The 23,644-nt window shown below is 39.8% G+C and carries 28 protein-coding genes; 6 read left to right on the top strand and 22 right to left on the bottom strand.

Annotation, left to right across the window (positions count from 1 at the left end; translation table 11 throughout):
• Window positions 1–6: 6 nt before the first annotated feature.
• Window positions 7–795, bottom strand: a complete 789-nt coding sequence (locus CYJ36_RS16605) for an SGNH/GDSL hydrolase family protein (protein WP_185772822.1) — start codon at window positions 793–795, stop codon at window positions 7–9.
• Between the two features lie 326 nt (window positions 796–1,121).
• Here CYJ36_RS16605 and CYJ36_RS16600 point away from each other — a divergent pair, with 326 nt between their 5' ends.
• Complete coding sequence (locus tag CYJ36_RS16600; RefSeq protein ID WP_101568369.1) at window positions 1,122–2,285, top strand: oxalate decarboxylase family bicupin; 1,164 nt, start codon at window positions 1,122–1,124, stop codon at window positions 2,283–2,285.
• Between the two features lie 88 nt (window positions 2,286–2,373).
• Here CYJ36_RS16600 and CYJ36_RS16595 read toward each other — a convergent pair whose 3' ends face one another.
• Together CYJ36_RS16595 and CYJ36_RS16590 are read right to left on the bottom strand one after the other, a co-directional pair.
• Window positions 2,374–2,958 carry an SCO family protein gene (locus CYJ36_RS16595; protein WP_101568368.1) on the bottom strand — a complete coding sequence of 195 codons (585 nt, stop codon included), beginning with the start codon at window positions 2,956–2,958 and terminating at the stop codon, window positions 2,374–2,376.
• Between the two features lie 111 nt (window positions 2,959–3,069).
• On the bottom strand, window positions 3,070–4,047 hold the full coding sequence (locus CYJ36_RS16590) for a nucleoside hydrolase (protein WP_257962508.1): 978 nt from the start codon (window positions 4,045–4,047) through the stop codon (window positions 3,070–3,072).
• Window positions 4,048–4,161: 114 nt separating this feature from the next.
• On the opposite strand from CYJ36_RS16590, the gene CYJ36_RS16585 reads away from it, so the two are divergent.
• Window positions 4,162–4,644, top strand: a complete 483-nt coding sequence (locus tag CYJ36_RS16585) for a PCYCGC motif-containing (lipo)protein (protein ID WP_101568498.1) — start codon at window positions 4,162–4,164, stop codon at window positions 4,642–4,644.
• A gap of 57 nt (window positions 4,645–4,701) precedes the next feature.
• Here the strand turns inward: CYJ36_RS16585 and CYJ36_RS23765 are convergent, their stop codons facing one another.
• The 4 genes from CYJ36_RS23765 to ilvA all read right to left on the bottom strand — a co-directional run bounded on the left by CYJ36_RS23765 (window position 4,702) and on the right by ilvA (window position 7,689).
• The gene (locus tag CYJ36_RS23765) at window positions 4,702–4,863 is read right to left on the bottom strand and encodes a hypothetical protein (protein WP_180850385.1); all 162 of its coding nucleotides are present in this window, start codon (window positions 4,861–4,863) and stop codon (window positions 4,702–4,704) included.
• Between the two features lie 184 nt (window positions 4,864–5,047).
• Window positions 5,048–5,890: a DegV family protein gene (locus CYJ36_RS16580; RefSeq protein WP_101568366.1), complete on the bottom strand. Its 843-nt coding sequence runs from the start codon at window positions 5,888–5,890 to the stop codon at window positions 5,048–5,050.
• A 179-nt stretch (window positions 5,891–6,069) separates the two neighbouring features.
• The gene (locus tag CYJ36_RS16575; RefSeq protein WP_101568365.1) at window positions 6,070–6,321 is read right to left on the bottom strand and encodes a DUF2535 family protein; all 252 of its coding nucleotides are present in this window, start codon (window positions 6,319–6,321) and stop codon (window positions 6,070–6,072) included.
• 99 nt (window positions 6,322–6,420) lie between these two features.
• Entirely contained in the window at window positions 6,421–7,689 is a 1,269-nt protein-coding gene (gene ilvA / locus CYJ36_RS16570; RefSeq protein WP_101568364.1) for a threonine ammonia-lyase IlvA, read from the bottom strand.
• A gap of 115 nt (window positions 7,690–7,804) precedes the next feature.
• On the opposite strand from ilvA, the gene CYJ36_RS16565 reads away from it, so the two are divergent.
• The gene (locus CYJ36_RS16565) at window positions 7,805–8,002 is read left to right on the top strand and encodes a hypothetical protein (RefSeq protein ID WP_101568363.1); all 198 of its coding nucleotides are present in this window, start codon (window positions 7,805–7,807) and stop codon (window positions 8,000–8,002) included.
• Between the two features lie 36 nt (window positions 8,003–8,038).
• Here the strand turns inward: CYJ36_RS16565 and iadA are convergent, their stop codons facing one another.
• The gene (iadA, locus tag CYJ36_RS16560; protein ID WP_101568362.1) at window positions 8,039–9,208 is read right to left on the bottom strand and encodes a beta-aspartyl-peptidase; all 1,170 of its coding nucleotides are present in this window, start codon (window positions 9,206–9,208) and stop codon (window positions 8,039–8,041) included.
• A 115-nt stretch (window positions 9,209–9,323) separates the two neighbouring features.
• Between iadA and CYJ36_RS16555 the strand changes: the two genes are divergently transcribed.
• Window positions 9,324–10,436 (top strand): sigma 54-interacting transcriptional regulator, encoded by a 1,113-nt coding sequence (locus CYJ36_RS16555; RefSeq protein ID WP_257962507.1) that lies wholly within the window; start codon window positions 9,324–9,326, stop codon window positions 10,434–10,436.
• Entirely contained in the window at window positions 10,420–11,061 is a 642-nt protein-coding gene (gene trhA / locus CYJ36_RS16550; RefSeq protein WP_101568361.1) for a PAQR family membrane homeostasis protein TrhA, read from the top strand. Before CYJ36_RS16555 ends, trhA begins: the two co-directional genes overlap by 17 nt.
• Before the next feature lie 291 nt (window positions 11,062–11,352).
• Here the strand turns inward: trhA and CYJ36_RS16545 are convergent, their stop codons facing one another.
• From CYJ36_RS16545 to CYJ36_RS16535, 3 genes are all read right to left on the bottom strand, one after another.
• Window positions 11,353–11,835: a dihydrofolate reductase gene (locus CYJ36_RS16545; RefSeq protein ID WP_101568360.1), complete on the bottom strand. Its 483-nt coding sequence runs from the start codon at window positions 11,833–11,835 to the stop codon at window positions 11,353–11,355.
• A complete protein-coding gene (locus CYJ36_RS16540; RefSeq protein WP_101568359.1) occupies window positions 11,832–12,626 on the bottom strand; it encodes a thymidylate synthase in 795 nt (264 codons plus the stop codon). Before CYJ36_RS16540 ends, CYJ36_RS16545 begins: the two co-directional genes overlap by 4 nt.
• Before the next feature lie 61 nt (window positions 12,627–12,687).
• Window positions 12,688–13,392 (bottom strand): anthrax toxin lethal factor-related metalloendopeptidase, encoded by a 705-nt coding sequence (locus CYJ36_RS16535; protein ID WP_101568358.1) that lies wholly within the window; start codon window positions 13,390–13,392, stop codon window positions 12,688–12,690.
• Between the two features lie 302 nt (window positions 13,393–13,694).
• Between CYJ36_RS16535 and CYJ36_RS23760 the strand changes: the two genes are divergently transcribed.
• Window positions 13,695–13,850: a hypothetical protein gene (locus tag CYJ36_RS23760; protein WP_180850383.1), complete on the top strand. Its 156-nt coding sequence runs from the start codon at window positions 13,695–13,697 to the stop codon at window positions 13,848–13,850.
• A gap of 49 nt (window positions 13,851–13,899) precedes the next feature.
• Here CYJ36_RS23760 and CYJ36_RS16530 read toward each other — a convergent pair whose 3' ends face one another.
• From CYJ36_RS16530 to CYJ36_RS16480, 11 genes are all read right to left on the bottom strand, one after another.
• On the bottom strand, window positions 13,900–14,676 hold the full coding sequence (locus CYJ36_RS16530) for a TerC family protein (RefSeq protein WP_101568357.1): 777 nt from the start codon (window positions 14,674–14,676) through the stop codon (window positions 13,900–13,902).
• 257 nt (window positions 14,677–14,933) lie between these two features.
• Window positions 14,934–15,458, bottom strand: a complete 525-nt coding sequence (locus CYJ36_RS16525) for a phosphatidylglycerophosphatase A family protein (RefSeq protein WP_101568356.1) — start codon at window positions 15,456–15,458, stop codon at window positions 14,934–14,936.
• 16 nt (window positions 15,459–15,474) lie between these two features.
• Window positions 15,475–16,062 carry a YpjP family protein gene (locus tag CYJ36_RS16520; protein WP_101568496.1) on the bottom strand — a complete coding sequence of 196 codons (588 nt, stop codon included), beginning with the start codon at window positions 16,060–16,062 and terminating at the stop codon, window positions 15,475–15,477.
• Window positions 16,063–16,466: 404 nt separating this feature from the next.
• Window positions 16,467–16,592, bottom strand: coding sequence for a YuzL family protein (locus CYJ36_RS16515; RefSeq protein WP_101568355.1), 126 nt, complete (start codon window positions 16,590–16,592; stop codon window positions 16,467–16,469).
• Between the two features lie 27 nt (window positions 16,593–16,619).
• Window positions 16,620–17,402: a class I SAM-dependent methyltransferase gene (locus CYJ36_RS16510; RefSeq protein WP_101568354.1), complete on the bottom strand. Its 783-nt coding sequence runs from the start codon at window positions 17,400–17,402 to the stop codon at window positions 16,620–16,622.
• A gap of 192 nt (window positions 17,403–17,594) precedes the next feature.
• On the bottom strand, window positions 17,595–18,029 hold the full coding sequence (locus CYJ36_RS16505) for a BrxA/BrxB family bacilliredoxin (RefSeq protein WP_101568353.1): 435 nt from the start codon (window positions 18,027–18,029) through the stop codon (window positions 17,595–17,597).
• Between the two features lie 73 nt (window positions 18,030–18,102).
• Window positions 18,103–19,815, bottom strand: coding sequence for a dihydroxy-acid dehydratase (ilvD, locus tag CYJ36_RS16500; RefSeq protein WP_224773262.1), 1,713 nt, complete (start codon window positions 19,813–19,815; stop codon window positions 18,103–18,105).
• Between the two features lie 183 nt (window positions 19,816–19,998).
• Window positions 19,999–20,763 carry a type I methionyl aminopeptidase gene (gene map, locus CYJ36_RS16495; RefSeq protein WP_101568351.1) on the bottom strand — a complete coding sequence of 255 codons (765 nt, stop codon included), beginning with the start codon at window positions 20,761–20,763 and terminating at the stop codon, window positions 19,999–20,001.
• A 32-nt stretch (window positions 20,764–20,795) separates the two neighbouring features.
• A complete protein-coding gene (locus CYJ36_RS16490) occupies window positions 20,796–21,506 on the bottom strand; it encodes a class I SAM-dependent methyltransferase (RefSeq protein WP_101568350.1) in 711 nt (236 codons plus the stop codon).
• Between the two features lie 78 nt (window positions 21,507–21,584).
• Entirely contained in the window at window positions 21,585–22,703 is a 1,119-nt protein-coding gene (locus CYJ36_RS16485) for a conserved virulence factor C family protein (RefSeq protein WP_101568349.1), read from the bottom strand.
• A gap of 73 nt (window positions 22,704–22,776) precedes the next feature.
• Window positions 22,777–23,430, bottom strand: a complete 654-nt coding sequence (locus CYJ36_RS16480) for an HD domain-containing protein (protein WP_308315344.1) — start codon at window positions 23,428–23,430, stop codon at window positions 22,777–22,779.
• Between the last annotated feature and the right edge of the window lie 214 nt (window positions 23,431–23,644).

Raw genomic sequence — 23,644 nt, 5'->3', positions numbered from 1 at the left:
ATACATCTAGTCTGAGAGGCTTGAATAAACTCGGTCTGCTATTAATGAATACCCTGTTTCACTCGGATGAAACTCATCTGTATAAAGAAGATTTGCAACACTTTTTCTTGAGAATATATCTTCAATAGGAATGAAGATAGCATTGCCGTCTTTCATGACAATGGAAGACGATGTTCGGTTCCACTCTTCTACAATGGTGTCAATCTCACCGAGCTCAGGAAGCATCAATTTAAAAGGATTATACAAGCCAGTATACACGATGACCGCATCTGGATTAGCGGTGCGCACCGTTTGAAATATTTTTTTCATTCTTTTTTCAAAAAATGGCTGTTCTTCCCGATAAGGCTCCAGCTCCAAATCCATAATATGATTTCTGGTAACCTTCATAATATCATTTCCGCCTATCGTCATTAGAATGATATCTGCTTCTCTAAGCTTTTCAAGTACTTTTTTCTTTTGTAATACCTTCAATAAATCCGTTGTTTTATGGCCTTTAACGCCAAAGTTAGCTACATCGACAGACGAAATATTCTCTTCTTTCTGAAGAAGATCGCTGACATCTCCGACATATCCTCCGTTATTTTCAGTATCTCCAACTCCAGCAGTTAATGAATCTCCAATCGCAACAACAGTCAGATTGCTTGGGACAAAATTTCTGGGGATGGGTTTCTTCATAAGATGTTCTTGAACATTATCCGGTTTAACTGGTATATTTGAAGACTTCATGGATAAAGGATTGCATCCTGACAGAAAGAGAAAACCGCCTATAAATATAAGCTTTAAACCTCGAATCATCATCACCATCCCCCTTTTCTTCCTTCTTTTAGCCTATGATTATATCATGTATTTGCGTTCACTTCATCCATTAATAATTTGCAGAACGATTGATATTGGACATCAAATAATGTTTTTCCATGACAAAATGGAGCACATCAAAAATATAACTGTTCTTCATGGTAGAGAGTACACAAAATTTATTACATTTTTCAGTCTATACGTCTGCCTTTTTTTCTGCTCATTCCTTATTTGATTGATTCTTATCAATAATTATCATCGCTTTATAAGCATATATAGTTAAAGCAGAGCAAAAATGCTGGACATAAAAGGGAGGAGAATGTTTAATGAAACGACCCCCGCAGAGAACAATGGATCAAAAGATACCACAGCCAATAAGAGATGACGGTGCAGGCGCAACTGACCTTGGCCCCCGTGATATTATGCGTGACATTGAGAACCCTGATTTACTGGTTCCGCCTGTAACTGATGCCGGAAGTGTACCGAACTTAAAATTCTCTTTCTCAGACACACATATGCAATTAAATCACGGGGGCTGGTCCCGTGAAATCACGATAAGAGAATTGCCGATTGCCACAACGCTTGCAGGTGTTAATATGCGTCTGACACCCGGCGGAGTAAGAGAATTGCATTGGCACCAGCAAGCGGAGTGGTCTTACATGATTATGGGTAAGGCAAGGATTACTGCGGTTGACCAAAATGGCAGAAATTTTATAGCAGATATCGAGCAAGGTGATCTTTGGTATTTCCCGCCTGGAATCCCCCACTCCATTCAAGGACTGGACGGGGGATGTGAGTTTCTGCTTGTTTTTGATGATGGCAGCTTTTCTGATCTAAATACGTTTTCAATATCCGATTGGTTTGCACACACACCTAAGGAAGTTCTTGAAAAGAATTTCGGTGTAACGGAAAACGCTTTTGCTCACATCCCAGCACAGCAAAAATATATTTTCCAGGCTCAAGTGCCCGGACCTCTAGAAAGTCAAATCGTACAAGATCCGCAAGGCGTTATTCCAGAAAACTTAACCTATAAACTGCTTTCGCAAGAGCCAATCGTGACACCGGGTGGATCTGTAAGAATCGTTGATTCAACTAACTTTCCAATATCAAAAAAAGTGGCAGCAGCCCTAGTTGAAATTAAACCAGGTGCAATGAGGGAAATGCATTGGCATCCGAATAACGATGAGTGGCAATATTACCTTACAGGCACAGGCCGCATGACTGCATTTGCAGCAAACGGAAGAGCCCGCACATTTGATTATCGTGCAGGTGATGTAGGTTACGTTCCTTTTGCATATGGACACTACATTGAAAATACTGGCAGCGACAGCCTTTGGTTTCTAGAGATATTCAAAAGTGATTCGTTTTCAGACGTATCATTGAATCAATGGATGGCACTAACTCCGCATGAGTTAGTTCGTAATAATTTAAATGTCGGGCCCGAACTTCTCGACGCGCTTCGCAAACAAAAATGGCCTGTCGTCAAATAATAGGTGCAAGGTTAGATTTTTACCAAAAATCGGAATTAGACACTCGTATTAATCTTATACAAAAAAAATCCGCTGGCTGCGGATTTTTTTACTGGATTTTTTTTACATCTTCTATTATTTCGTCATACGGAGTATTTTCAACTCCATTATAATCCTTCATTACTTTTCCATTTTGATCAATTAAATAAAACAAAGTACCGTGTATTACTTGATCTTGTCCCTCAGGTTTCTGAACAATCGTTTTAAAACTGTTTTTTGCAAACTGATCGATGTCCTCTTGTGAATATCCTGTTAAGAAATCCCAATTTTCAAGGGATAAAGGATATTTACCTGCAAATTCTTTCAATTTGTCGGGTGAATCCACTTCAGGATCGACACTGAATGATACGAACCTGACATCTAATCCTTCTTCTTTTAATTGCTTTTGCAGCTCAGTCATATGTGCAGTCATTGGAGGACAAACCGTATCACAGCTCGTAAAGATAAAGTCAGCTATCCAGATTTCCCCTTTAAGATCATTTAAACTGACAGTCTTTCCATCTTGATTTTGATAGGAAAAATCATCAATCTCATAGTTTAACGCGCCTTTAATTCCATTCGTTCCGCATGCTGATAAGAGACTAAATGTAAGGACGATAAATAGTATAAATAAGCTCCTGGTACTTTTATTCATTTCAAGGTGTCACCTTTCATCCGTAATCTATCATGGAAAGTGTACCAAATCATTGAAAGAATGGAAAGCGAATGAATGAAAGTGGTTTCACTTTTCATAGATTCGACACAATTACCTTTTCATTACCTTGAGAAAATCATTCAAAAAGACATCATAGTTAAATTTGATGGCAATTCGATGGATCGGATAATCGGCAAGCTTCTGATAAGGTCTAAAATCTGCAATACTCTGACCTCTTGCATCTCCCGGTTCAAAAATAATTCTGACCGGCTTCTCAACCAGTGTAACAGCACCCTGATTCCCCACACCCCATAATGTCAGCAAGTCGTGTATTGGTCCACCTGCAATTTCAGGAGTGTTTTTTTTATAAAAACTAGTGTAATAATCAATCATAGGTTTCAAAAGCTTGCCAACCTCATCATTGTTCTCCCTATAATATTGATCTAAATCCTGAATCTTTTCAGGAGGAATAATGGCATAATTTGTTACGTTGAGAGGAAATATCGTAACTTTTTCAGCAAGCGTCATTACCAGATTTGCTGCAAATGGATCACCATAAAAGTTAGCTTCTGCTATAGGTGTTACATTCCCTGGATAAAGGAAAGCTCCTCCCATTACAAAAATCTCCTTTACCATACCCATTACGGTTGGATATAGAACAAAGGCAGTTGCGAGAGATGTTAGCCGTCCTACATTGACAATGGTTAGATTGTAATTGTACTGAATGATAAGACTGCGTATCAGCTCAAAATTTTCAAATTCCTCACCAGAAGAGTCAAATTCATGGGCGAGCGGACCAAAGCCCTGCACTCCATGTATTTCAGGATAAAAAACAGGGTTTTCGCCTGTTAAAGGTCTTGCTGCACCGCCGATAATGGGGATATCCACAGTTTTGGTCAGGAAATTTAAATAACGTGCGCTGTTTATGGCTGTCTGTTTGGATACATTTCCATAGTCCGCTACAATGCCAATAATATTTATCTGGTCATCATAATACCCGTACATTAATGCGACAATATCATCTATCCCAAAATCACCAAAAAACAGAACGTTTTTAGCTGCCATCATTCCCCCCCTCGCTGATTTCATAAATTGTTCAAAAGTTCTTTTCTCTTTTTCCATTAAGTATGCTGCGATATGGTAGAGTATGAGTAACAAAAAAAAGCAGGTGAAAAAATATTGAAACAGAGAGTCCAATTTTTGATGACGACTTTTATGGCAGGATCTGTCCTGCTCACTGGATGCTCAGACTCTGCAAATCAAGAAGATAAGCAAGAGCATAGCGAACATCAATCATTCAAAAACAATGGGGATATCCAAGAAAAAACCTCATCAACAGGTGTGCTTCCGAATTTTCTGGATGATCAGCCTGATGAAATTAAAACGCTATACGCCGCTGCGGGCAAACACGAAGAATTATTAAGCTATATGCCATGCTATTGCGGCTGCGGAGAATCTGCGGGACATCAGGATAATGGGAATTGCTTCATTAAGGAACGGATGGAAGACGGTTCGATCGTGTGGGATGATCACGGAACGAAATGCGGAGTTTGTCTGGAAATCGCAGCCAGAGCTATTATTGAACATGAAAAAGGCATGTCAATGAAAGATGTCCGCGAAATGATTGATGAGCAGTATAAGGATGGCTATGCAGAGCCTACTGACACAAAAAAACCGAAAATATGAACAGCAAAAAACGGAATCCTTTGCTATAGGGTTCCGTTTTCTAACTTGGAACGTATATCAATTTCCACCATGTGTGTTCATTGAATTTCTGGAAATAACCTCTCCGATATGCTCATCCTGTTTTGATTCGTCCGGTAGACTCATGCCTGATTTTTTTTCAAAGAAGATAGCGATCGCACCAATTACCAGCAAAGGACTTATTAATAGTAACCAAAACATACTATTCACCCGCTCTCTTAGGTTTCACTTTGTATTATTATATACGTTTGAAGTTCAATAAAGTTTCAATTTTCAGAAAAATAAAATTGTTAGTGTTAGCAGAAGAAGATCCGTAATCAAAGAAAAATCAGAGATTATCTTTTTCGCAAAATGAAAAACGCATGGAATCCCATGCGTTTTCTATTTATTCAGCAAAATACATAAATCCGATTGCCCCTGGGCCAGTATGAGTTGAAATCACTGGTGTCGTGTAACAAATGTCAATCGGGAAGTCAGCATTCATTTCGAGCAGAGCATTCTTTAAGTTCGTTGCAAGCGCCATAGAATCAGCATGAGCAATACCTACAGCTTTTACTGTTTTGTTTTTTACATCTTCAGCAAATTGCTTAGTTAAAAATTTTACGATTTGTGAATGACTGCGCACTTTTGTAATAGGTGTGTACACCCCGTCTGCAAGGGAGGCAATCGGCTTGATATTAAGCAATGAACCAATCATTGCTTTTCCTCGGCCGATTCTGCCGCCTTTAACAAGGTTATCAAGTGTGTCGACTGTTACATATAGATGGCTATTCTTGCGAATGTGCTCAATCCGCTCAAGAATTTCCTCTTTGGCAGCACCTTGCTTGGCCATTTTCGCGGCTTCAATCACTTGAAAACTTAAGGCTCTTGATATAAACATGGAATCGATGACGGTGACATCTGCTTCCGTCATATCTGCGGCCGTTTCAGCTGAACGAACGGTCCCGCTCATGCCGCCTGTCATATGTATTGAAATAATGCTGCTCCCGTCTGCACTAAGTTCTTTGTAAACCTCAGCAAACTTCCCAGCGGAAGGCTGTGAGCTTTTCGGCAGCTCGTCCGTTTGTTTCATCTTATTTATAAATTCAGCAGGCTCTATATCCACTCGATCAAGATACGATTCTCCATCTATCACAATTGTCAGAGGGACAACATTAATCTCATATTGATCAATGATGTCCTGGCTCAAATCTCCGGTTGAATCAGTTACGATTTTAACCTTTGTCAATGATATCACTTCCCTATTAATCTAACTATCTTGTATTATACCCTCAATTAGTATAGTTTCAATCTAATTTGTTTACAATTTATTAACACTTCATAATTAGTATTTTTGATTCAGACATGAATTTTTATTCTTTTTCAACAAAAAAAGACCGCACTTTATTTGTACGGTCCCATGACTTGCTATGCGTTATGTTTTAAAATGTCAGTTTGAAAGATGGCTTCATAATCAGGCCATTTTATTACTTTCTTTAAGTATTCCCTGAATGAATAAACAGCATTAGGGTTCTTTTGAGCCGTAATCTTTGTTAAAAACGTCTGCAGTCGGATTTGAACGAGAAATCGGTATTGATTATCTTCCTCCAATACTGGAATATCTGTGATCTTTACCTTATGTCCATTTAACAGCTTGAACTCTAGGCTCTTGAATAACAAGTTATCAATCCTCTTTTTCACCCGTTTCCTATATTATACCTCAGGAAAATGCAGAAGTCTGTCTAAATGTGTCACGAAACAATAAAATTTTCAGGAGAATCAGATAAATAGATGAAACAGGCTGCTGTCTTTTTTCACTTCTGTAAACGGGAAACCTTTGCGCTGCATTCTGGATAAAAGGCCGTCATAATCTTCTTTAAGCTTAAGTTCAATGCCGACAAAGGCTGGACCGCTGTCACGATTATTCTTTTTAGTATATTCAAACCTGGAAATGTCATCGTTCGGTCCGAGCACTTCATCCAGAAATTCTCTCAGGGCACCTGCACGCTGAGGAAAATTCACAATAAAATAATGCTGCAGACCTTCATACATGAGGGAGCGTTCTTTCATTTCCTGCATGCGGCCAATGTCATTATTGCCTCCGCTTACAATACATACAACATTTTTCCCTTTTATTTGGTCACGGTAAAAATCAAGTGCAGCAATTGGAAGCGCACCTGCAGGCTCAGCAACAATTGCATTCTCGTTGTATAAACTTAAAATAGTTGTGCACACTTTTCCTTCTGGCACAAGGACGTGATCGGCCACAGCCTCTTTGCAGATCGAGAAAGGAAGGTCTCCGATTCGTTTTACGGCTGCTCCATCTACAAATTTGTCGATCTTCTCCAATTCCACAACTTCACCGGCTGCAATCGATTCCGCAAAAGACGGAGCTCCTTCTGGCTCAACCCCAATGACTTTCGTTCCAGGGGAAACTTGTTTAAAATAAGTGCCGACTCCTGATATTAGACCGCCTCCGCCGATACTTGCAAATACATAATCAATTTCAGCATCGCAGTCATTCATAATCTCTATGGCAACGGTTCCCTGCCCGGCGATAACGTCTAAATCATCAAACGGGTGAATAAAAGCTCTTTCTTCAGACTCACTGCATTCTCTCGCCTTTTTATAAGAATCATCAAAGGTATCTCCGGTTAAGATAATTTCTATATTTCCTTTGCCGAACAGTTCTACCTGTGAAACTTTTTGTCTTGGAGTTGTAGATGGCATAAAGATCTTGCCGTGTATATTCAATTGTTTGCAAGAATACGCAACGCCCTGCGCATGATTGCCTGCACTTGCACAAACAATACCATTAGCTGTTTCTTCCTTCGAAAGCTGCTTAATTTTGTTGTAGGCCCCTCTTAATTTAAAAGAGCGGACTATTTGCAGATCTTCACGTTTCAAATATACATTGCAATCATATTTTTCAGAAAGGCGTTCATCTTTTTGAAGAGGTGTATGTAACACAACATCCTTTAACAAATGGTGCGCCTTTAAGATGTCTGCCACATGAAGAACTGGTTCAAGATTCATCATTTGTTTCATCCGTAAATTCCTTTCTGCATCTTTGATTTAATTGGAACATTATATCATGAATATTCTAAATTTAAAGTTTATATTTAAAAATTCTTACATTTTTTTAACATAAGGTGGTTTTCTAATGGAAATTGAGATAAAGTCAGCGGGCTGTGCCATTCCCTGTCTTATTACAGCAGATGCAGATATCGGGAAATATATGATTCGAAAAGAAGATACAAGCGGTGAAGTGTTTAATTCGCAGGGAGAATTAAAACAATGGATTAATGAAAATTTGGTTGAAGAGATCAATCACAGCATGGACGTATGCTTGAACTCCTAAAAAGGGATTGATGCTCTTTGCATCAATCCCGGACCGTTACTCAAATGTACCTTTAACAAGTGCTTCCTTTTCATGAACCATTAACGTTCCTTTTGCAAAAACAGATGAAATTTCAAGCGATTTTTTATCAACGAGAACTAGATCTGCTGCTTTTCCCTGTTTTACTTCTCCTTTATCTTTCAGTTTTAGAACAGCTGCAGGGTTTAATGTAATGACACGCAGCGCCTTTTCAATCGGTACATTTTCCAAAAGAATGGCGTCTTTTACTTCTTTGTATAAAGAAGAAACTTGTCCGATCTGCAAACCGATCAGCACCCCATGTTCATCAAATTCAGGCAAACTGGCTTGTCCGTCTGAAGTAAAGGTAATGTTTTCAATTGGAACACCTGCATCCAGCATTTCTTTAAGACCACTGCTGCATTTTACTTCTCCCTTTTCAAGGAACCGTCTCACAGTGCTAGTTGTAAAATCAACATAGCCTCCGTTTTTCGCGTATTCAATCCCCGCTTCAAACAGATTACGGTTACGATTGATGTGGGTAGGGTGAAACGTTTTTACAGGTATATCCGTTTTTTCCACTACATCCTGCAATAATGAAAGCTTTGATGGACTATCGCCTAAGTGAACATTTACAATTCCAGCTTTGCCTGAAAGCATCCCGCCAATTCTGGCTGCAGATGCAATTTTAGCCATTTCTTCGAGTGTAGGCTGTGAGGAACGGTGATCGCTAATGGCAATTTCGCCAGCGCCAATAATTCTGTCAATCAATATAATATCATCTTCAATTTTCCCAGTGAGTGTTTTCACTGGAACCTGATAGCTGCCAGTATGCACGAAACATGTGATGCCCTCTTCTTCAAGGCCTCTTGCTTTTGCAATCAGACTTTGCATCGTTCTTGTCGTGCCATCTGTCCCGATGACACCAACCAGAGTCGTAATTCCGTTCATTGTCGCTTGGGTTAGCTGAATTTCTGGTGTTCTCGTGCGGTAGCTTCCTTCACCGCCCCCGCCTATTATGTGAACATGTGAATCAATAAAACCCGGAAATATGTACTGTCCATCCGCATCGATGATTTTAACAGGTATAGCTGATGGCCATTCAATAGCATCTTCAATAAAACCAATTTTCTCATCTGTGATAAGAATATCTTTTTTTCCTATATACTCTGGCGCATAAACTTCTCCATTTTTTATCAATGTAAGCAAAATCATCTCTCCTAATGTTAGCTTGATCATTATCTATTTTCTGAAAAAAATTACTTATTGGTTCCATTTAGTTGTATTTGGGTGTTATAATAAACCCAATTCATAAATCCGGGAGTTGAAAGACATCGATAATCAATTAACAGCAGCCTATACATTCGATGAAATCATTGGAGAGCATTCCTTAATGATCGAAAAAAAATTTATAGCAAAAAAACTTGCAAGAGCTGATTTACCGATTATTATAGAAGGTCCAACCGGAAGTGGCAAGCAGATGTTTGGCAACGCCATCCATAATGAGTCCAATCGAAAACTGCTGCCTTTTGTATCAGTGAATTGCAGCACATTTTCAGATGAACAGCTTCAGTATGAACTTTTCGGATCGGAACACGATGAAAAAGCAGGACTTTTTGAAAAAGCTGAAGGCGGTACTATTTTTCTAAATGATATTTCAAGCATCAGTCTGCAGCTTCAAGCTCAATTGCTGAGAGTGCTTCAAGAAAGACAAGTTCAAAGAATTGGATCTGCCCATTTTAAACTAGCGGATGTCCGAATCATCGCCTCATCTGCAGCCGCTCTACAGCCATTAGTAGCAGAAGGAAGCATGCGTGAGGACTTATATTATCATTTAAATGTCCTTAGAATTACACTGCCTTCTTTAATTGATCGCAGCAGTGACATTCCCCTTCTCGCTGCTTCTTTTTTGAAGAAGCGACAGCAAGCTTTGCGGATAGACAAAAAAGTAATGGATATTCTAATGAAATATCATTGGCCTGGAAATGTGCTTGAACTGAAAAACATATTCGATTATTTAATGACAGTGTGTGATGGCCGTTCGATTCAGCTGCATGATCTGCCGAAAGAACCTTTTTTAACCAAAGAGCCGAATAAACAGAAAAAAGAAACGAAAAACCAAAAGGATAAGCCGCTGACGCTTATGGATAAACAAGAATACCTCTTTATATTAGAATCCATTCGTGCAAGCAATGAAGAAGGAGAACCCGCAAGCAGGCGAATTATTTCGGACAGCAGCAAAAATTCCCGCCATCCGCTCACACCGCAGCAAGTTCGTCACAGACTCGATTTTTTAGAAAAAAATGACTATATAACAAAAGGCCGTGGTCGTGCCGGGACAAAAATCACGCTTGAAGGCTTGGATTTTCTGCAATCATTAACCGAAAATCTTCAAACGATCCAAAAGGAGGCAAACCAAAATGCAATACTCGATTAAAGAAGAAATTGCAAATGCCATAACACACGGAATTGGAGTTCTCCTGAGCATTCCGGCTCTCGTTTACTTAATTATTTTCGCATCTAAGTATGGCGATGCATGGCATGTCGTCAGTTTTTCGATCTTTGGCGCTACAATGATTCTCTTGTATCTCTTTTCAACCTTATTGCACGCCATCCCACATCGAAAAGCAAAAGATGTCTTTGAAATCCTGGATCATTCAGCCATCTATTTACTGATTGCAGGCACGTACACACCCTTTCTTCTCGTTCCTTTACGCGGCACATTAGGATTTACCCTGCTTGGTATCGTATGGGGGCTGGCCATTGCAGGAATCGTACTTAAAATATTCTTTGTTAAGAAATTTATCATCCTGTCAACACTTGCCTATATTTTAATGGGCTGGCTGATAATCATTGCGATTAAACCGTTATATGCATTTTTAAGCCCTGAAGGATTCACTCTCCTCCTAACTGGCGGGCTGCTGTATACAATCGGGGCTATCTTCTATGTATGGCGCAGAATTCCATATCATCACGCCATTTGGCACGGCTTTGTATTAGCAGGGAGTGCAGCTATGTTTTTCTGCATCCTGTTCTATGTGCCGGATGTGCCGTTTATCTAAGTTCGAAAAAAGAGACCCATTCGCGGTCTCTTTTTTTTGATTTACACTAAGATGGAATACATATAAGCACGAATGAGCCAGCCCAATCTTTTGGCAGCTTATGAATAGTTTTATCCTGTTTTTTAACAGATAAACGATGTTCGATCTTCTTCACTCTGTTTAACGTCGGCAATCTGCAGATTAAGATCCAACTCCAAAAATAACGGGAAACAACATTCTTAACATTCTGAATGATCCACCAGCTGCGTTTAAAAAAAGCCTCCCGTCTAAAGGGAGACCGCTGATTCGCTTCTATTTTTCAAAAATGAGAAACTCATAATCATAAGGATTTTTTTCATCTTTAGGACCTTTTTCACGATAAATGATTTTGTACTTCTCTTCTTTGAACTCAGGAAAATAAGTATCTCCCTCAAACGTATTATGAATTTTTGTTACATAGAGCCTGTCTGCTATGTGCAGGCACTCTTTGAAAATCTCGGCTCCGCCGATGATAAAGAGATTCTGATCTGTATAAGCTTCATTTACTAGTGCTTTGTCAAGAGAATGAATGACCGTCACACCTTCATGTGAAAACCGCTCATTTCTTGTAAGTACAATATTTTCTCTCCCTGGAAGCGGTTTTCCAATGGATTCAAACGTTTTTCTTCCCATTAAAACCGGTTGTCCCATCGTTGTCTTCTTGAAATAAGCCAAATCCGCCGGTATTCTCCATGGAAGGTCATTATTACGTCCAATCAGCTGATTTTCGTCCATCGCAACAATCATCGAAATCATACGCTCACAGCCCCTTTTATGTGCGGATGAGGATCATATCCTTCTAATGTGAAATCCTCATATGTAAAATCAAAAATAGATTTCACATCAGGATTCAGTTTCATTTGTGGAAGGGATCTCGTTTCTCGGCTTAATTGAAGGTCTATCTGCTCAAGGTGATTTTTGTAAATGTGAGTATCTCCCATTGTATGTACAAACTCACCTGGTTCTAAATTCGTTACATGGGCAACCATCATGGTTAACAATGCATAGGATGCAATATTAAAAGGCACTCCTAAAAAAACATCTGCTGAGCGCTGATACAGCTGACATGAAAGCTTGCCATCAGCAACGTAAAACTGAAAAAAACAGTGACATGGCGGCAAAGCCATTTTATCAACATCTGCAGGATTCCAGGCGCTTACGATTAAGCGGCGTGAATCTGGATTGTTCTTAATTTGTTCAATCAAATTTGAGATTTGATCAACGGTTTGTCCGTCCGCGCCTGCCCATGACCGCCACTGATGTCCATAAACAGGACCAAGCTCCCCATTCTCATCAGCCCATTCATTCCAGATCCGTACGCCATTTTCCTGTAGATACTGTACATTTGTATCACCGCGCAAAAACCAGATTAATTCATGTATGATTGACTTTAAGTGAAGCTTTTTGGTTGTCAGAAGGGGAAATCCTTCTTTTAAATCAAATCGCATTTGATAGCCGAATGTACTGATTGTTCCTGTTCCAGTCCGGTCCTCTTTTAATGTTCCATTGGCCAGAACATGCTTGCATAAATCCAAATATTGCTTCATTTAACGACACTTCCTTCATTTTATTCATAGTGATAATTGTATAGGAAGTCTTATGTGTTTTCTAGAGACTTTTATATAGATTGGCAACAAATCTGTAGGATAGCGGCGCCTGTTCACGCAGCTTCTCCTTCGTGCTTTCATTTAAATAATACATTGCAAAAATTTCCGCAAAATATTCTTCTGGAAAATGCTCAAAGTATGTTTTTCCGGGAAAAAGCATGTGCGCCTCTTGTTTCCATATATTCAAATATAGAGGATTGCTTCTTACATTTGAAAAAACATTGCGGTCAGCCGCATGAGCGAACTCATGAAGCTCTAGTGCGACTGAACCATGCCCCATTCCATACTTGCTGTGTCCGATTTTCACGTAAACGAATTCATCGTCACTCATCCCAGGCACGCTGTCCCATGTTGAATTTTCCGCATAGCCCCGGGGAGTAAGCCCTGCTAAATGCTTAAGACCGTCCTCATCTGTCAGATCACCAGTGAAAAATTTGATTTTTACATTCTGCTGAAGGGCTCTTTTTAAAATGACCGGGTGAACACGATTCAGGTTATGAAGCATGAAGACTGTATCAGCCTCAGAAATAGAATGTTCAGGCAAATATATCATTTGCAGCAGCGGAGAGTTTGAAGAAATGGAACCCTCAGAAGAGAAGGAATGATCTTTAAGCAGGATTCCTGATGGAGCGTCTGCAAAAACAAATTGATAGATTGAAAACACCACCCCAAACGAGATGATGAGCACTATTAGTTTTATTTTCATATCATATGTAAGACTCCTTAAAGGATTTTCATAATGTTCCGGTAAAGTGAAATTTCACTCAGTGGGGTTTTCGCTGGGTTTTCGCTGAACCTTTCGGACCTTTACGGGCAGTTATCCCCAACTTACCTCTTCGATTTCTCTGAGTCTTAAAGAGAAGCAATTACTGCCCGTTAAGGCGGGGAAAATATATATATATGAAAATAGTAACATATAGTTTTTGGAGGGACTAGACTTTTTACCCTGTAACTTTTATGCAAACTTCACCATATGATGGAAATTATAATGGAAATTAGGTGAATATCATGAGGTTGTTAATAAACAGGAATATCCCTTATAAACAAAGACAGCAGCTGACACAAGAAGTCATAGAGGTTATGACTCTTAAAAGCTATATGATTCTGGATGGCTTGACATCGATTGGACTGATATCGATTTTTTATTTGTATTTCAGCAGCTGATAGCCAAAACAAAAAAAGCCGCATGAATGCGGCTTTGTAAACTGACGGATTAAACGCCAGTGCTTTTGCTTTGGTTTGATTTATTTCTGAAGTAGTTAAGCACGAATGTACCGATAAACATAACTAATATAATGATAAAGAATACAGAGTGCTCAATATGAATATGTGCAACGCTTAAACCCATTTTGACAGCGATAAGCGCAATCAGGATATAAGCAGTTGTTTCGAGTTCAGGAACTCTGTCGATCAGCTTAAGGAATACACCAGCAACTCCACGCATCATCAGAACGCCAAGTACTCCTCCTAAAAGAAGAACCCATACTTGTTCACTAACTCCGAATGCAGCAAGCACGCTGTCTACAGAGAATGCAATATCCATTAATTCAACGGCAACAACCGTTCCCCAGAATGTACCGAATAAACGGATAAGAAGACCTTTTTTGTTAATTCCGCCGTGTTCTTCTTCACCTTCGTCACTTTGTTTTGATTTATCAATAAAGTACTTTACAGCAAGCCAAGCTAGATATGCAGCACCTAAGATCTTAACCCACCATAGTTTAATTAAGAATACACCGACACCGATCGCAATGAATCGGAAAATGTATGCTCCAAGCAAACCGTAGAATAAAGCTTTTTTTCGTTGCTTTTCTGGTAAATGTCTTACCATTACAGCAAGTACTAGTGCATTATCTGCTGATAGTAATCCTTCCAGAATAACTAATGTGCCAATAAGTCCCCAAGCAACTGGATCTGTAAGAACTTGTCCCCACATTTCCCAATTGAAAAATTGTGCGTACGTGTCAAGCATTCCTTGCAAAATAGACATCTGCCATTTCCTCCTAAACATTACGTTAACTTTTTCATTATACTGAATAAAAGATTGCTTGTTAAGTATTTTGATCTTTCTTCGCTAAATTGACATATCTTGTTTTGACTTCGCCTCCCATTTGTTTATATACGAATGACTATTAAAAAAGTTTCAAAATATCCGATGCCAAATAATTCATCTTCCTATTATACCAACGTACTTTCACATACTGCCAAAAGAAAAAACGCATTATTTGCAATGCGTTTTGATATTCCTTATACAATTGTAGGAGTCTGGCGTCCATCTGCAATATCCCGGGCACGATGCGCCATCCGGCTTGCTGCAGCGGCTGCAAGGGCTGCAACTAAATCATCAAGAAATGTATTTACCCGGTTGCCGCTGTGTTCATCAAGCGCTTTTATGATTCCAAACTTCTCCTTATCCAAATAACCAAAGTTTGTTAAACCGATCGAGCCATAGACATTTACGATGGAAAGCGGAATGATCTCATCTATGCCGTAAAGAGGTTCATCTGTTTCAATGAGATGCTGCAGAGGCTGAGGCAGCATCTTTTGCTCTGCCAGCTGATCTAGTGCCAAACCTGTTAGAACCGCATGAACAATTTCACGTTTATTTAACACCTTCTCCACATTTTCAACACAATCTTCGAGCGTAATATTCGGAATGTATTTGCGCTGCAGCGTCATGACAATATCCGCAATATCCTCTAACGTTACACCCCGATCAATCAGCATTTCTTTTGTTGTTTTCACCATTTCATCGATTGTGTATTTGCTCAAAAGTCATTGCACCCCTTTAGTGTGTCATCCAATTTGGCGGCATATTCTGATTCCAGTAAATACTGCCAAGCTCGTGATGCTTTTGAAATGAGTCGTGGTGAGTATGATAATGAAAATTAAACCAATATCCCTGCTGCGGGGGATGATCGCGGCGCACATGAAACCTTAAGACGTCCTGTCCTGTTTGTTTGTTGTAAAGATGAAAAATTTTCTCGCCTTTCCCATCTGCAGGTTTTTTTGAGATAACCAAATCCCGAACATCTTCATCAGAGTATTCATCTGTATATTGGATGATGGCTTCCTCCATCTTCGGCAGAATAACAAGACGGAATTCATCTTCGATAACTGAGCCGATTCTGTCACCGAATTTTTGAAAGGATTGAGTTTCAGCAGCTTCTAAAAAAGATGATAGATACGTTTCTTTCTCTTGAAATTCGTAAGCGGTTTCATCATTTAAATAATGCCTGTGTGAGTTGGTTAATTTAGCGGCTGTATCTTCTTCAGAGGAATGTTCCTCGACTGTGAGGGCAGCTGGAGGAGCAACCAATCCAAAGGTTGCAATCGTAAATAAGATGACAAGCGTTTTTCTTAGCCATTTGTTCATCATGGTTTTCTTCCTCCCAGTCTTCCTATTATAATATTATTCTATCATAGATAAATTCTAAATTTATAGAATTTTTTTGTGAAAAGATAAATTCTATTAACGTGTAAGGGTTTTAAAAACAGATAAAAAAGTTTACACTATAAGAGATGTTGGAAATAAAATACTTCTCACATATTGGAGTGAATAATAATGGGCTTTGAATCAGTATTTATTATTGCATCTTTCGTGACGCTTGCTTATTTTATTTTCGCAGAGATTACTGATTAAAAAAGCTCATGGCGGCCGCCATGAGCTTTTTTAATTTGTTCGCAAAGATTGTTGTTTTTCGTAATAAAGTAAAGGTTTTGTGCTTGAAGTTGACCTTGAGAAAACGAGTGAAAAGCAAATGATTTAGAAAAGATCCGTTATTTTTTCTGTTTTTTATTTGCTGATGATTGTTTTCGGCCAGTTTCACTTACTGTAGTACCTTGGCCTTCAGGTTCCGGTGAACCAAGCTGTGATTTTGATGGATCGCTTTTTCGTTTTGACATTGGATGAGCACCTCCTCATCCTATTTTTTACGAATCTTCCATTTCTATCACACCAAAATGAAATTTTGCCGTTTTCCGTTTGAACACTTCAAAACCAAACGAATCAAATGACGGGCTTTTCCAATGGTTTTTTAATACAACTCTCTTTGCTGCAACCCGTTTTGCTTCTCTGATGACTTCATCCGTCAGCGGCTGATCGAAACTTAAGGTTCTTAATTGTTCAATTCCATTTGATTCTTCTATTTCTTCATCAAACATCGGATCAAAATAAACGACATCAAATGCGTTTGTTTTCAATGATTTTAAGTAATCTAAATGATTAATATGCGTAACATTAATTCTCCGCATACTTTCATCAAATTCTGAAATGCCTGTTTCCCACTTATTGAGTCCTGTTTTTACAAGATACGCAACCAGTTTCCTTGCTTCTGCAGCAGTGACGATTCCTTTCTCTCCGACTGCAAAGCTTGCAATGATGCTGTCTGAACCAAGTCCAAGTGTACAATCTAAAAAGCGGTCTCCCTTTTTTAAGTCTGCAGCAGCAAGCAAGGGATCGCTTTCCCCTTTCTGTACCCGCTTCAGACGAAACATAGCGGAATTAGGATGAAAGAAAAAGGGATTTGGCGTGTTCAGTTCATGGAGCTCGAGCCGATTTTGACCAACTACGAGAACATCAGAATGATATGCTTCCTTCATTGCTATTACCGATTTTTTCTTACGAGGCTTATACTCAGCTTTTAGATCAAAAGCAATCATTTCCGCCATTTTGATCATCATCAGATTTGTCCTTCCGGCTGTTGTCACGATCAATCTTTTTCACTCCGTATCGTTTTATCGTTTGCGGCTAGAAACCTGGGAACCGCACGGGGTATTTATCTGCCAAAATAACCGGTATATCCCTGAAATTATCATTATATCGCCCAAATTAAATATAAATACATTTCGGCAAAATCCTTCCTTTTCTAAAAGAGAAAAAGGATGCCATCTAGACATCCTTTATCACTACTTATTAGATTGAAACGCATTTAAAAGATTTTCCATAATATGTTCAATGGAACTTCCTTCAATTTCATGACGCGGAATAAAGTGAACCACTTCTTTGCCTTTAAGCAATGCCATAGATGGAGATGATGGCTCCAGTCCTTCAAAGTAATCTCTCATGGCAGCAGTTGCTTCTTTATCCTGGCCGGCAAAAACAGTCACAAGGTTTGCAGGGGCATGATCGGTTTGCATAACAGCCTGGGTGGCAGCCGGTCTTGCAAGTCCTGCCGCACATCCGCAAACGGAATTTATAACAACCAATGTGGTACCTTCTGCCTTTTCCATGAAATCTATTACTTCTTCTTCAGTTGTAAGTTCATTAAAACCAGCGTTTGTAAGTTCCGCACGCATAGGCTTCACCATTTGACGCATATATTCTTCATATGCCATTGACATTGTTTATTCCTCCTAAACCTTCGCATGTAGTAAAAGAATACTACAGGAAGAATAACAATTCAACATCCGAGCCTCAGTGTGTTTTTTGCGGTTCTTTAACATCTTCAAATGCATCTGTAACCGCACCTTGAGATGCACATGAAACCGTTCTTGCGTATTTCCCTAACACTCCGCGTTTGCGAAGCGGCGGAGCAGACCATGTAAGTCTTCTTTCTGCCAATTCTTCATCTGAAACGTGAAGGCGCAGCTCTCGGTTATCACTATCAACCGTAATTAAGTCGCCTGACTTTACAAGTGCAATTGGTCCGCCTACTTGAGCTTCTGGTGTGATATGACCTACTACAAGGCCATGAGTGCCTCCTGAGAAGCGGCCATCTGTCAGAAGAGCAACACTCTCTCCTAAACCCTTCCCTACAATGATGGAGGAAAGAGATAGCATCTCAGGCATTCCTGGACCGCCTTTAGGCCCTTCGTAGCGGATAATCAGAACGTCGCCTGCAACAATTTCATTGGTTAATACAGCTTCTGTTGCTTCCTCTTCTGTATCAAACACTTTTGCTGGACCTGTCATCTTCGTCACTTTGAGGCCGGAAACTTTGGCAACAGCTCCGCTTGGAGATAAATTCCCCTTTAAAATGACAAGCGGGCCATCTTTTCTCAATGCCTGTTCAAGTGGATAAATAACTTTTTGACCTTCTCTCAGACCTTCCTGATCTCTAAGATTTTCTTCAATTGTTTTGCCTGTAACCGTTAAACAGTCACCATGCAGCAGCCCATGCTCAAGTAAAAGCTTCATGACGGCTGGAACACCGCCTGCTTCGTGTAGGTCCTGCATTACATATTTTCCGCTAGGCTTCAGATCTGCAATGTGAGGAACTGTTTTTTGTATGCGTACAAAATCGTCCAAGGATAGATCAACATCGATTGAGTGCGCGATCGCCATCAAATGTAGAATGGCATTTGTTGAACCGCCTAAAGCCATTACAACAGTAATTGCATTTTCAAATGCTTTTTTCGTCATGATATCTTTTGGATAAATGTCTTGCTCAAGCATGCGATAGACAGCTTGGCCAGCTTCATAGCAATCATTTTCCTTATATTCTGATTCAGCAGGGTTTGAGGAACTGCCTGGTAAGCTCATTCCCATCGCTTCAATTGCAGAAGCCATTGTGTTTGCAGTATACATTCCCCCGCATGATCCTGCGCCTGGACATGCATGACACTCAATTTGATGCAATTCTTCGCTGTCAATATCTCCGTTGTTGAATTTGCCAACTCCTTCAAATGCGGAAACAATGTCGATATCTTTTTCATTCAGTCTGCCCGGTTTAATCGTGCCGCCATATACGAAAACAGCTGGAACTTCCGCACGTGCTATAGCAATCATACAGCCTGGCATGTTTTTATCACACCCGCCGATTGCGACAAACGCATCTAAATTTTCAGCTCCAACAACGGTTTCAATTGAATCTGCAATGACTTCGCGGCTTGGAAGAGAGTAGCGCATCCCTTCAGTTCCCATAGAAATCCCATCAGACACAGTAATTGTGCCAAAAATAAGAGCTGCACCGCCAGCCGAATTTGCACCTTTTTTAGACAGCTCTGCAAGCTTATCAATATGTATATTACAAGGAGTAACCTCACTCCACGTAGAGGCAATGCCGATCATCGGCTTTTTGAAATCCTCATCCTGCATCCCTACCGCACGAAGCATGGCACGGTTTGGCATTCGTTTCATATCATCGCTGATTACCTTACTTTTGATTCTTAAATCCTTTTTGCTCACTTTCATCACCCCGTTAAAATGTATTGTTATATACTATAGTCCGAATTCTTTAGTATTTCAACAATATTCGCATAATTTACAAAAATAATAAATATTTATTATTAGGTCAACAGAAAATTTTAATCTTTGTTAAAGCGGTTACACCATTAAAACAGATCAGTCTTTAAATAAAAAAGCGATCTCCTAGGAAATCGCAATCTCTTTTTGATCTGTTAAAATTAATGGTCCATTTTTCATAATGGCAACAGTATGTTCATATTGTGCAGACAGTTTGCCATCAACAGTCCTTGCTGTCCAGCCATTATCGTCCATTTTCGAATACCATGTGCCTGCATTAAGCATTGGTTCTATCGTAATAACCATTCCTTCTCTAAGTCTTAGCCCTTTGCCCGGTTTTCCATAATGAAGAACGGTGGGCTCTTCATGCATTATTTTTCCGATTCCATGACCTGTAAAGTCTCGTACTATAGAAAAAGACTCTCCCTCTGCATAAGACTGAATTGCATGGCCAATATCACCTAGGCGATTTCCGGCAACAGCTTGCTCAATTCCTTTATACATCGCGGTTTTAGTCACATCCATTAATTTTTGTGCATCTTCAGATATGGTGCCTGCAGAATGGGTCCAGGCAGAATCAGCCAATGCCCCGTTTAAATTGACAACAAAATCAATCGTCACGATGTCTCCGTTTTTCAGCGGCTTTTTGTTCGGAAACCCATGGCAAATCTCATCATTGACAGAAGCACAAGTTGCATACTCATATCCTTTATATCCCTTCTGTTCAGGAGTTGCCCCATGTTTCTTTAGATAATTCTCTACAAATGCATCAATTTCAAGTGTAGTCACGCCTGGTTTAATAAATTGCGCCACCTCTTTATGACATGCAGCCAAAAGTTTGCCGGCCTCATGCATTTGCAAGATTTCTCTTTCACTTTTTAAAATAATCATTGTTTTCTTCTCCTCTTTCGACATTATCTTAATCATTTTCTGGATGTAGCTTTTACGATAAGAAAATGCGGATTCGTCATGACGTATTCATAGTTTGTCGGATGATTTCTTTTAAAATTCTCTGTGCCCCGTGGTTCAGATAGAGCATCAATCGCAAAATAGCAGCTCGTATCCGTTATGATTTTCTCCATCGGCTTTCTGTAAAAACTGACTTCAACCGTCATACCAGCTTTCTTCCAAACGTCATGCAGCAGAACTTCTTCAAAATAGCTTTTGCAGTCAAAGTTTTTAAAATCCATAAATGGATGATGGGTTGAAAATAATAAAATCCCTTTTGGTTTTAACACTCTGCTGAATTCTTTGAATATTGGCATCCAGTCCTTACAATAGTGGAGAGTTAGGGAACTAACAACCATATCAAATGTATGATCATCAAATGGCAATGGTTCATTCAAGTCGTGGCACAATATACTGGCTGCGCCTCCAACTCTTCGCTTTGCCGCTTCTGCCATTTCATGACTGATATCAATAGCAGTAACATTCGCTCCTTTTTCAAGAAAGGTTTCAGTGTACCAGCCTGCAGAACAGCCTGCATCCAGAATATTCAGCCCGCCCAGCCGCTCAGGAAGCATCTTCATCATGGCAGGCCGTTCATAATCCGTATTGTATGGGCTATCGTAATCAACATTCTTTTCATAAGCGCCGGCTAATTTATCAAATGCATCCCTGGCAGAATATGTCATTCACGGACTCTCCCTTTCTTTTTTACTCTAAAAAAGACTAAATCGTGTGCTGATTTAGTCCCTTTTTATAAAAATAGGTTACTGTCTGCTTTCAGTCATTTGCTTCCAGACGGAGCCTTTTGCTTCTTCTCCGCCTTCAATTCGTTCAATTGCCATTTTCACTTGAAGACTCACTTCAAATTCAGGGTCATTTTCTGCTTCTTTGAGAGCGTCCAATGCTTTTTCATCGCCAACTTCATATAGGAACATGGCTGCTCTCCATCTGACAAGCTTATTTTTATCCTTGAGAGCGAGCATCATTTCTTGCATCGCACTTGGATCGCCAATGTCTGACAGGCAATCTCCGGCTGTTCTGCGCACAGTAACGGACTTGTCTTTTAGCGCTTTGTATAGGTATAGAAGGACTGACGGTTCTTCAATCATTCCTAAATAGACCGCCGAAAGTCTGCGAATGGACGCTTTCTCATCATCAAGAGCTTTGTCTAAAACCGGCAAATCGCTTTCTTTAGGTTTCATCTGTTCCAAATGGGCATATCGAACCGTCCAATCAGGATCATCGAGCATATCCAGTGTAACCTCATATGATTTACGGGCTGGTACAGGTTCTGATTTATCTTTTTGCAAAAGGGCTTCTGTCATTTTAGTTAAACGCTCATCGCTATATGCAGCAGAAAGCTCCTCGACTACATCTTTTCCGATTTCATCAAAATCGCCGTATCTGACACCTTGTTCCTTCCACTTTCTTTCAAGAACGACATTGTCAGCATTTTGCTGTGCTTGTAAGACAGCTTTTTGAAATCGTTCCGGCAGACCGAATCTCCGCTCTGCTTCTCCATCAGAAAGCTTCACTTGCATAGGAATCCCGCTGAACATTTGGATATGCACATTTACTTCTCCAAAATGGTCATTGATTTGCGCCTTGCTGCCGTCTTCTTCAACACGTTCTCCGAATGCTGCTCGGACTTTTGGCAGAATTTCCTTCCAGTCGAATTTTGCATTGCGTTCCACTGCAAGAAAATCCGCTACGTGATACACGCCTTTTACACCTTCCACTTTAAGGATCTCCTGAATGACAGCAGGTGCTCCGTCTGCCGTTTCTTTTTTATAATTATTGCTTTTTCCTCCGGGAAGCTCTTCGTCTAAAATAACCTTCATTGTATTTGGACTTGGAGTCGGTTCAATCGATTTAATATTCAAAGCCATGTCACTCCTTGTTTTCACTCTGTTCTTATTCTATCACAGGAAAAAGGAGTCTTTCCATTTAGAGAAACTAAGCCTGATTGCTCCGGCGGGGTCCTTCCCATTCAAGAAAGAATTGTGATAAATAATTCAGCATAAATTGATGCCGCTGCTGAGCGACAATTTTACCTTCTTCTGTATTCATTAAATCTTTCAGTTTTAGCAGTTTTTCATAGAAATGATTAATTGATGTGGATTTCATATTTCGATATTCATCATATGTCATGCTGTCGCGGGCTGGTATGGCCGGATCGTAAATGAGATTTCCTTTTGAACCGCCATATGAAAACACTCTTGCAATTCCAATCGCACCCATTGCATCAAGTCTATCAGCATCTTGAACAAGCTGTGCTTCAATCGACGATACAGGTTCGCCAGTTCCGCCTTTATATGAAATAGTTGAGATTACTGACAGCACTTCCTGAATGGAATCGCGGTCCAGTCCTTCATTATCTAAAAACTGTTCCACATCATCTGTTTTCAAGCGGATTTCAGGACTGAGCTTATCATCAATGACATCATGCAATAGCGCTGCAAGTTCAACAACAACCTCATTGCACGAGTATTTTTTCGCAAGAGTAACAGCGGTCCTTCTTACCCTGTCAATATGCATCCAGTCATGTCCAGTACCTTCCGCTTCAAGTTGTTTTTTAACAAATGCCTCTACATTTTCTATTAATTGCACCAATTTGACACTTCCTATTCTATCAACGGTTAATGCTCTTCCCCGCCGTTTTTTGCAAAGGCTGTTTTCGCATTGATTGTTGTTTTTGGTTATAATTTTGCCCGTGGATTTTACGCTGCAGACACTTGCTTTCCGCGGGGAGGGATGTGAGCCTCTTTTTCCCTCAGGAGTCAAGTGCCTTCCGCTCCAACCCACTCAAAGTTTATAATCATTT

It is taken from the genome of Bacillus sp. UMB0893 (genome assembly GCF_002858905.1).
In the GTDB taxonomy this organism is placed as follows: domain Bacteria; phylum Bacillota; class Bacilli; order Bacillales; family Bacillaceae; genus Bacillus_P.
This window is presented reverse-complemented; position numbering and strand designations above follow the sequence as displayed.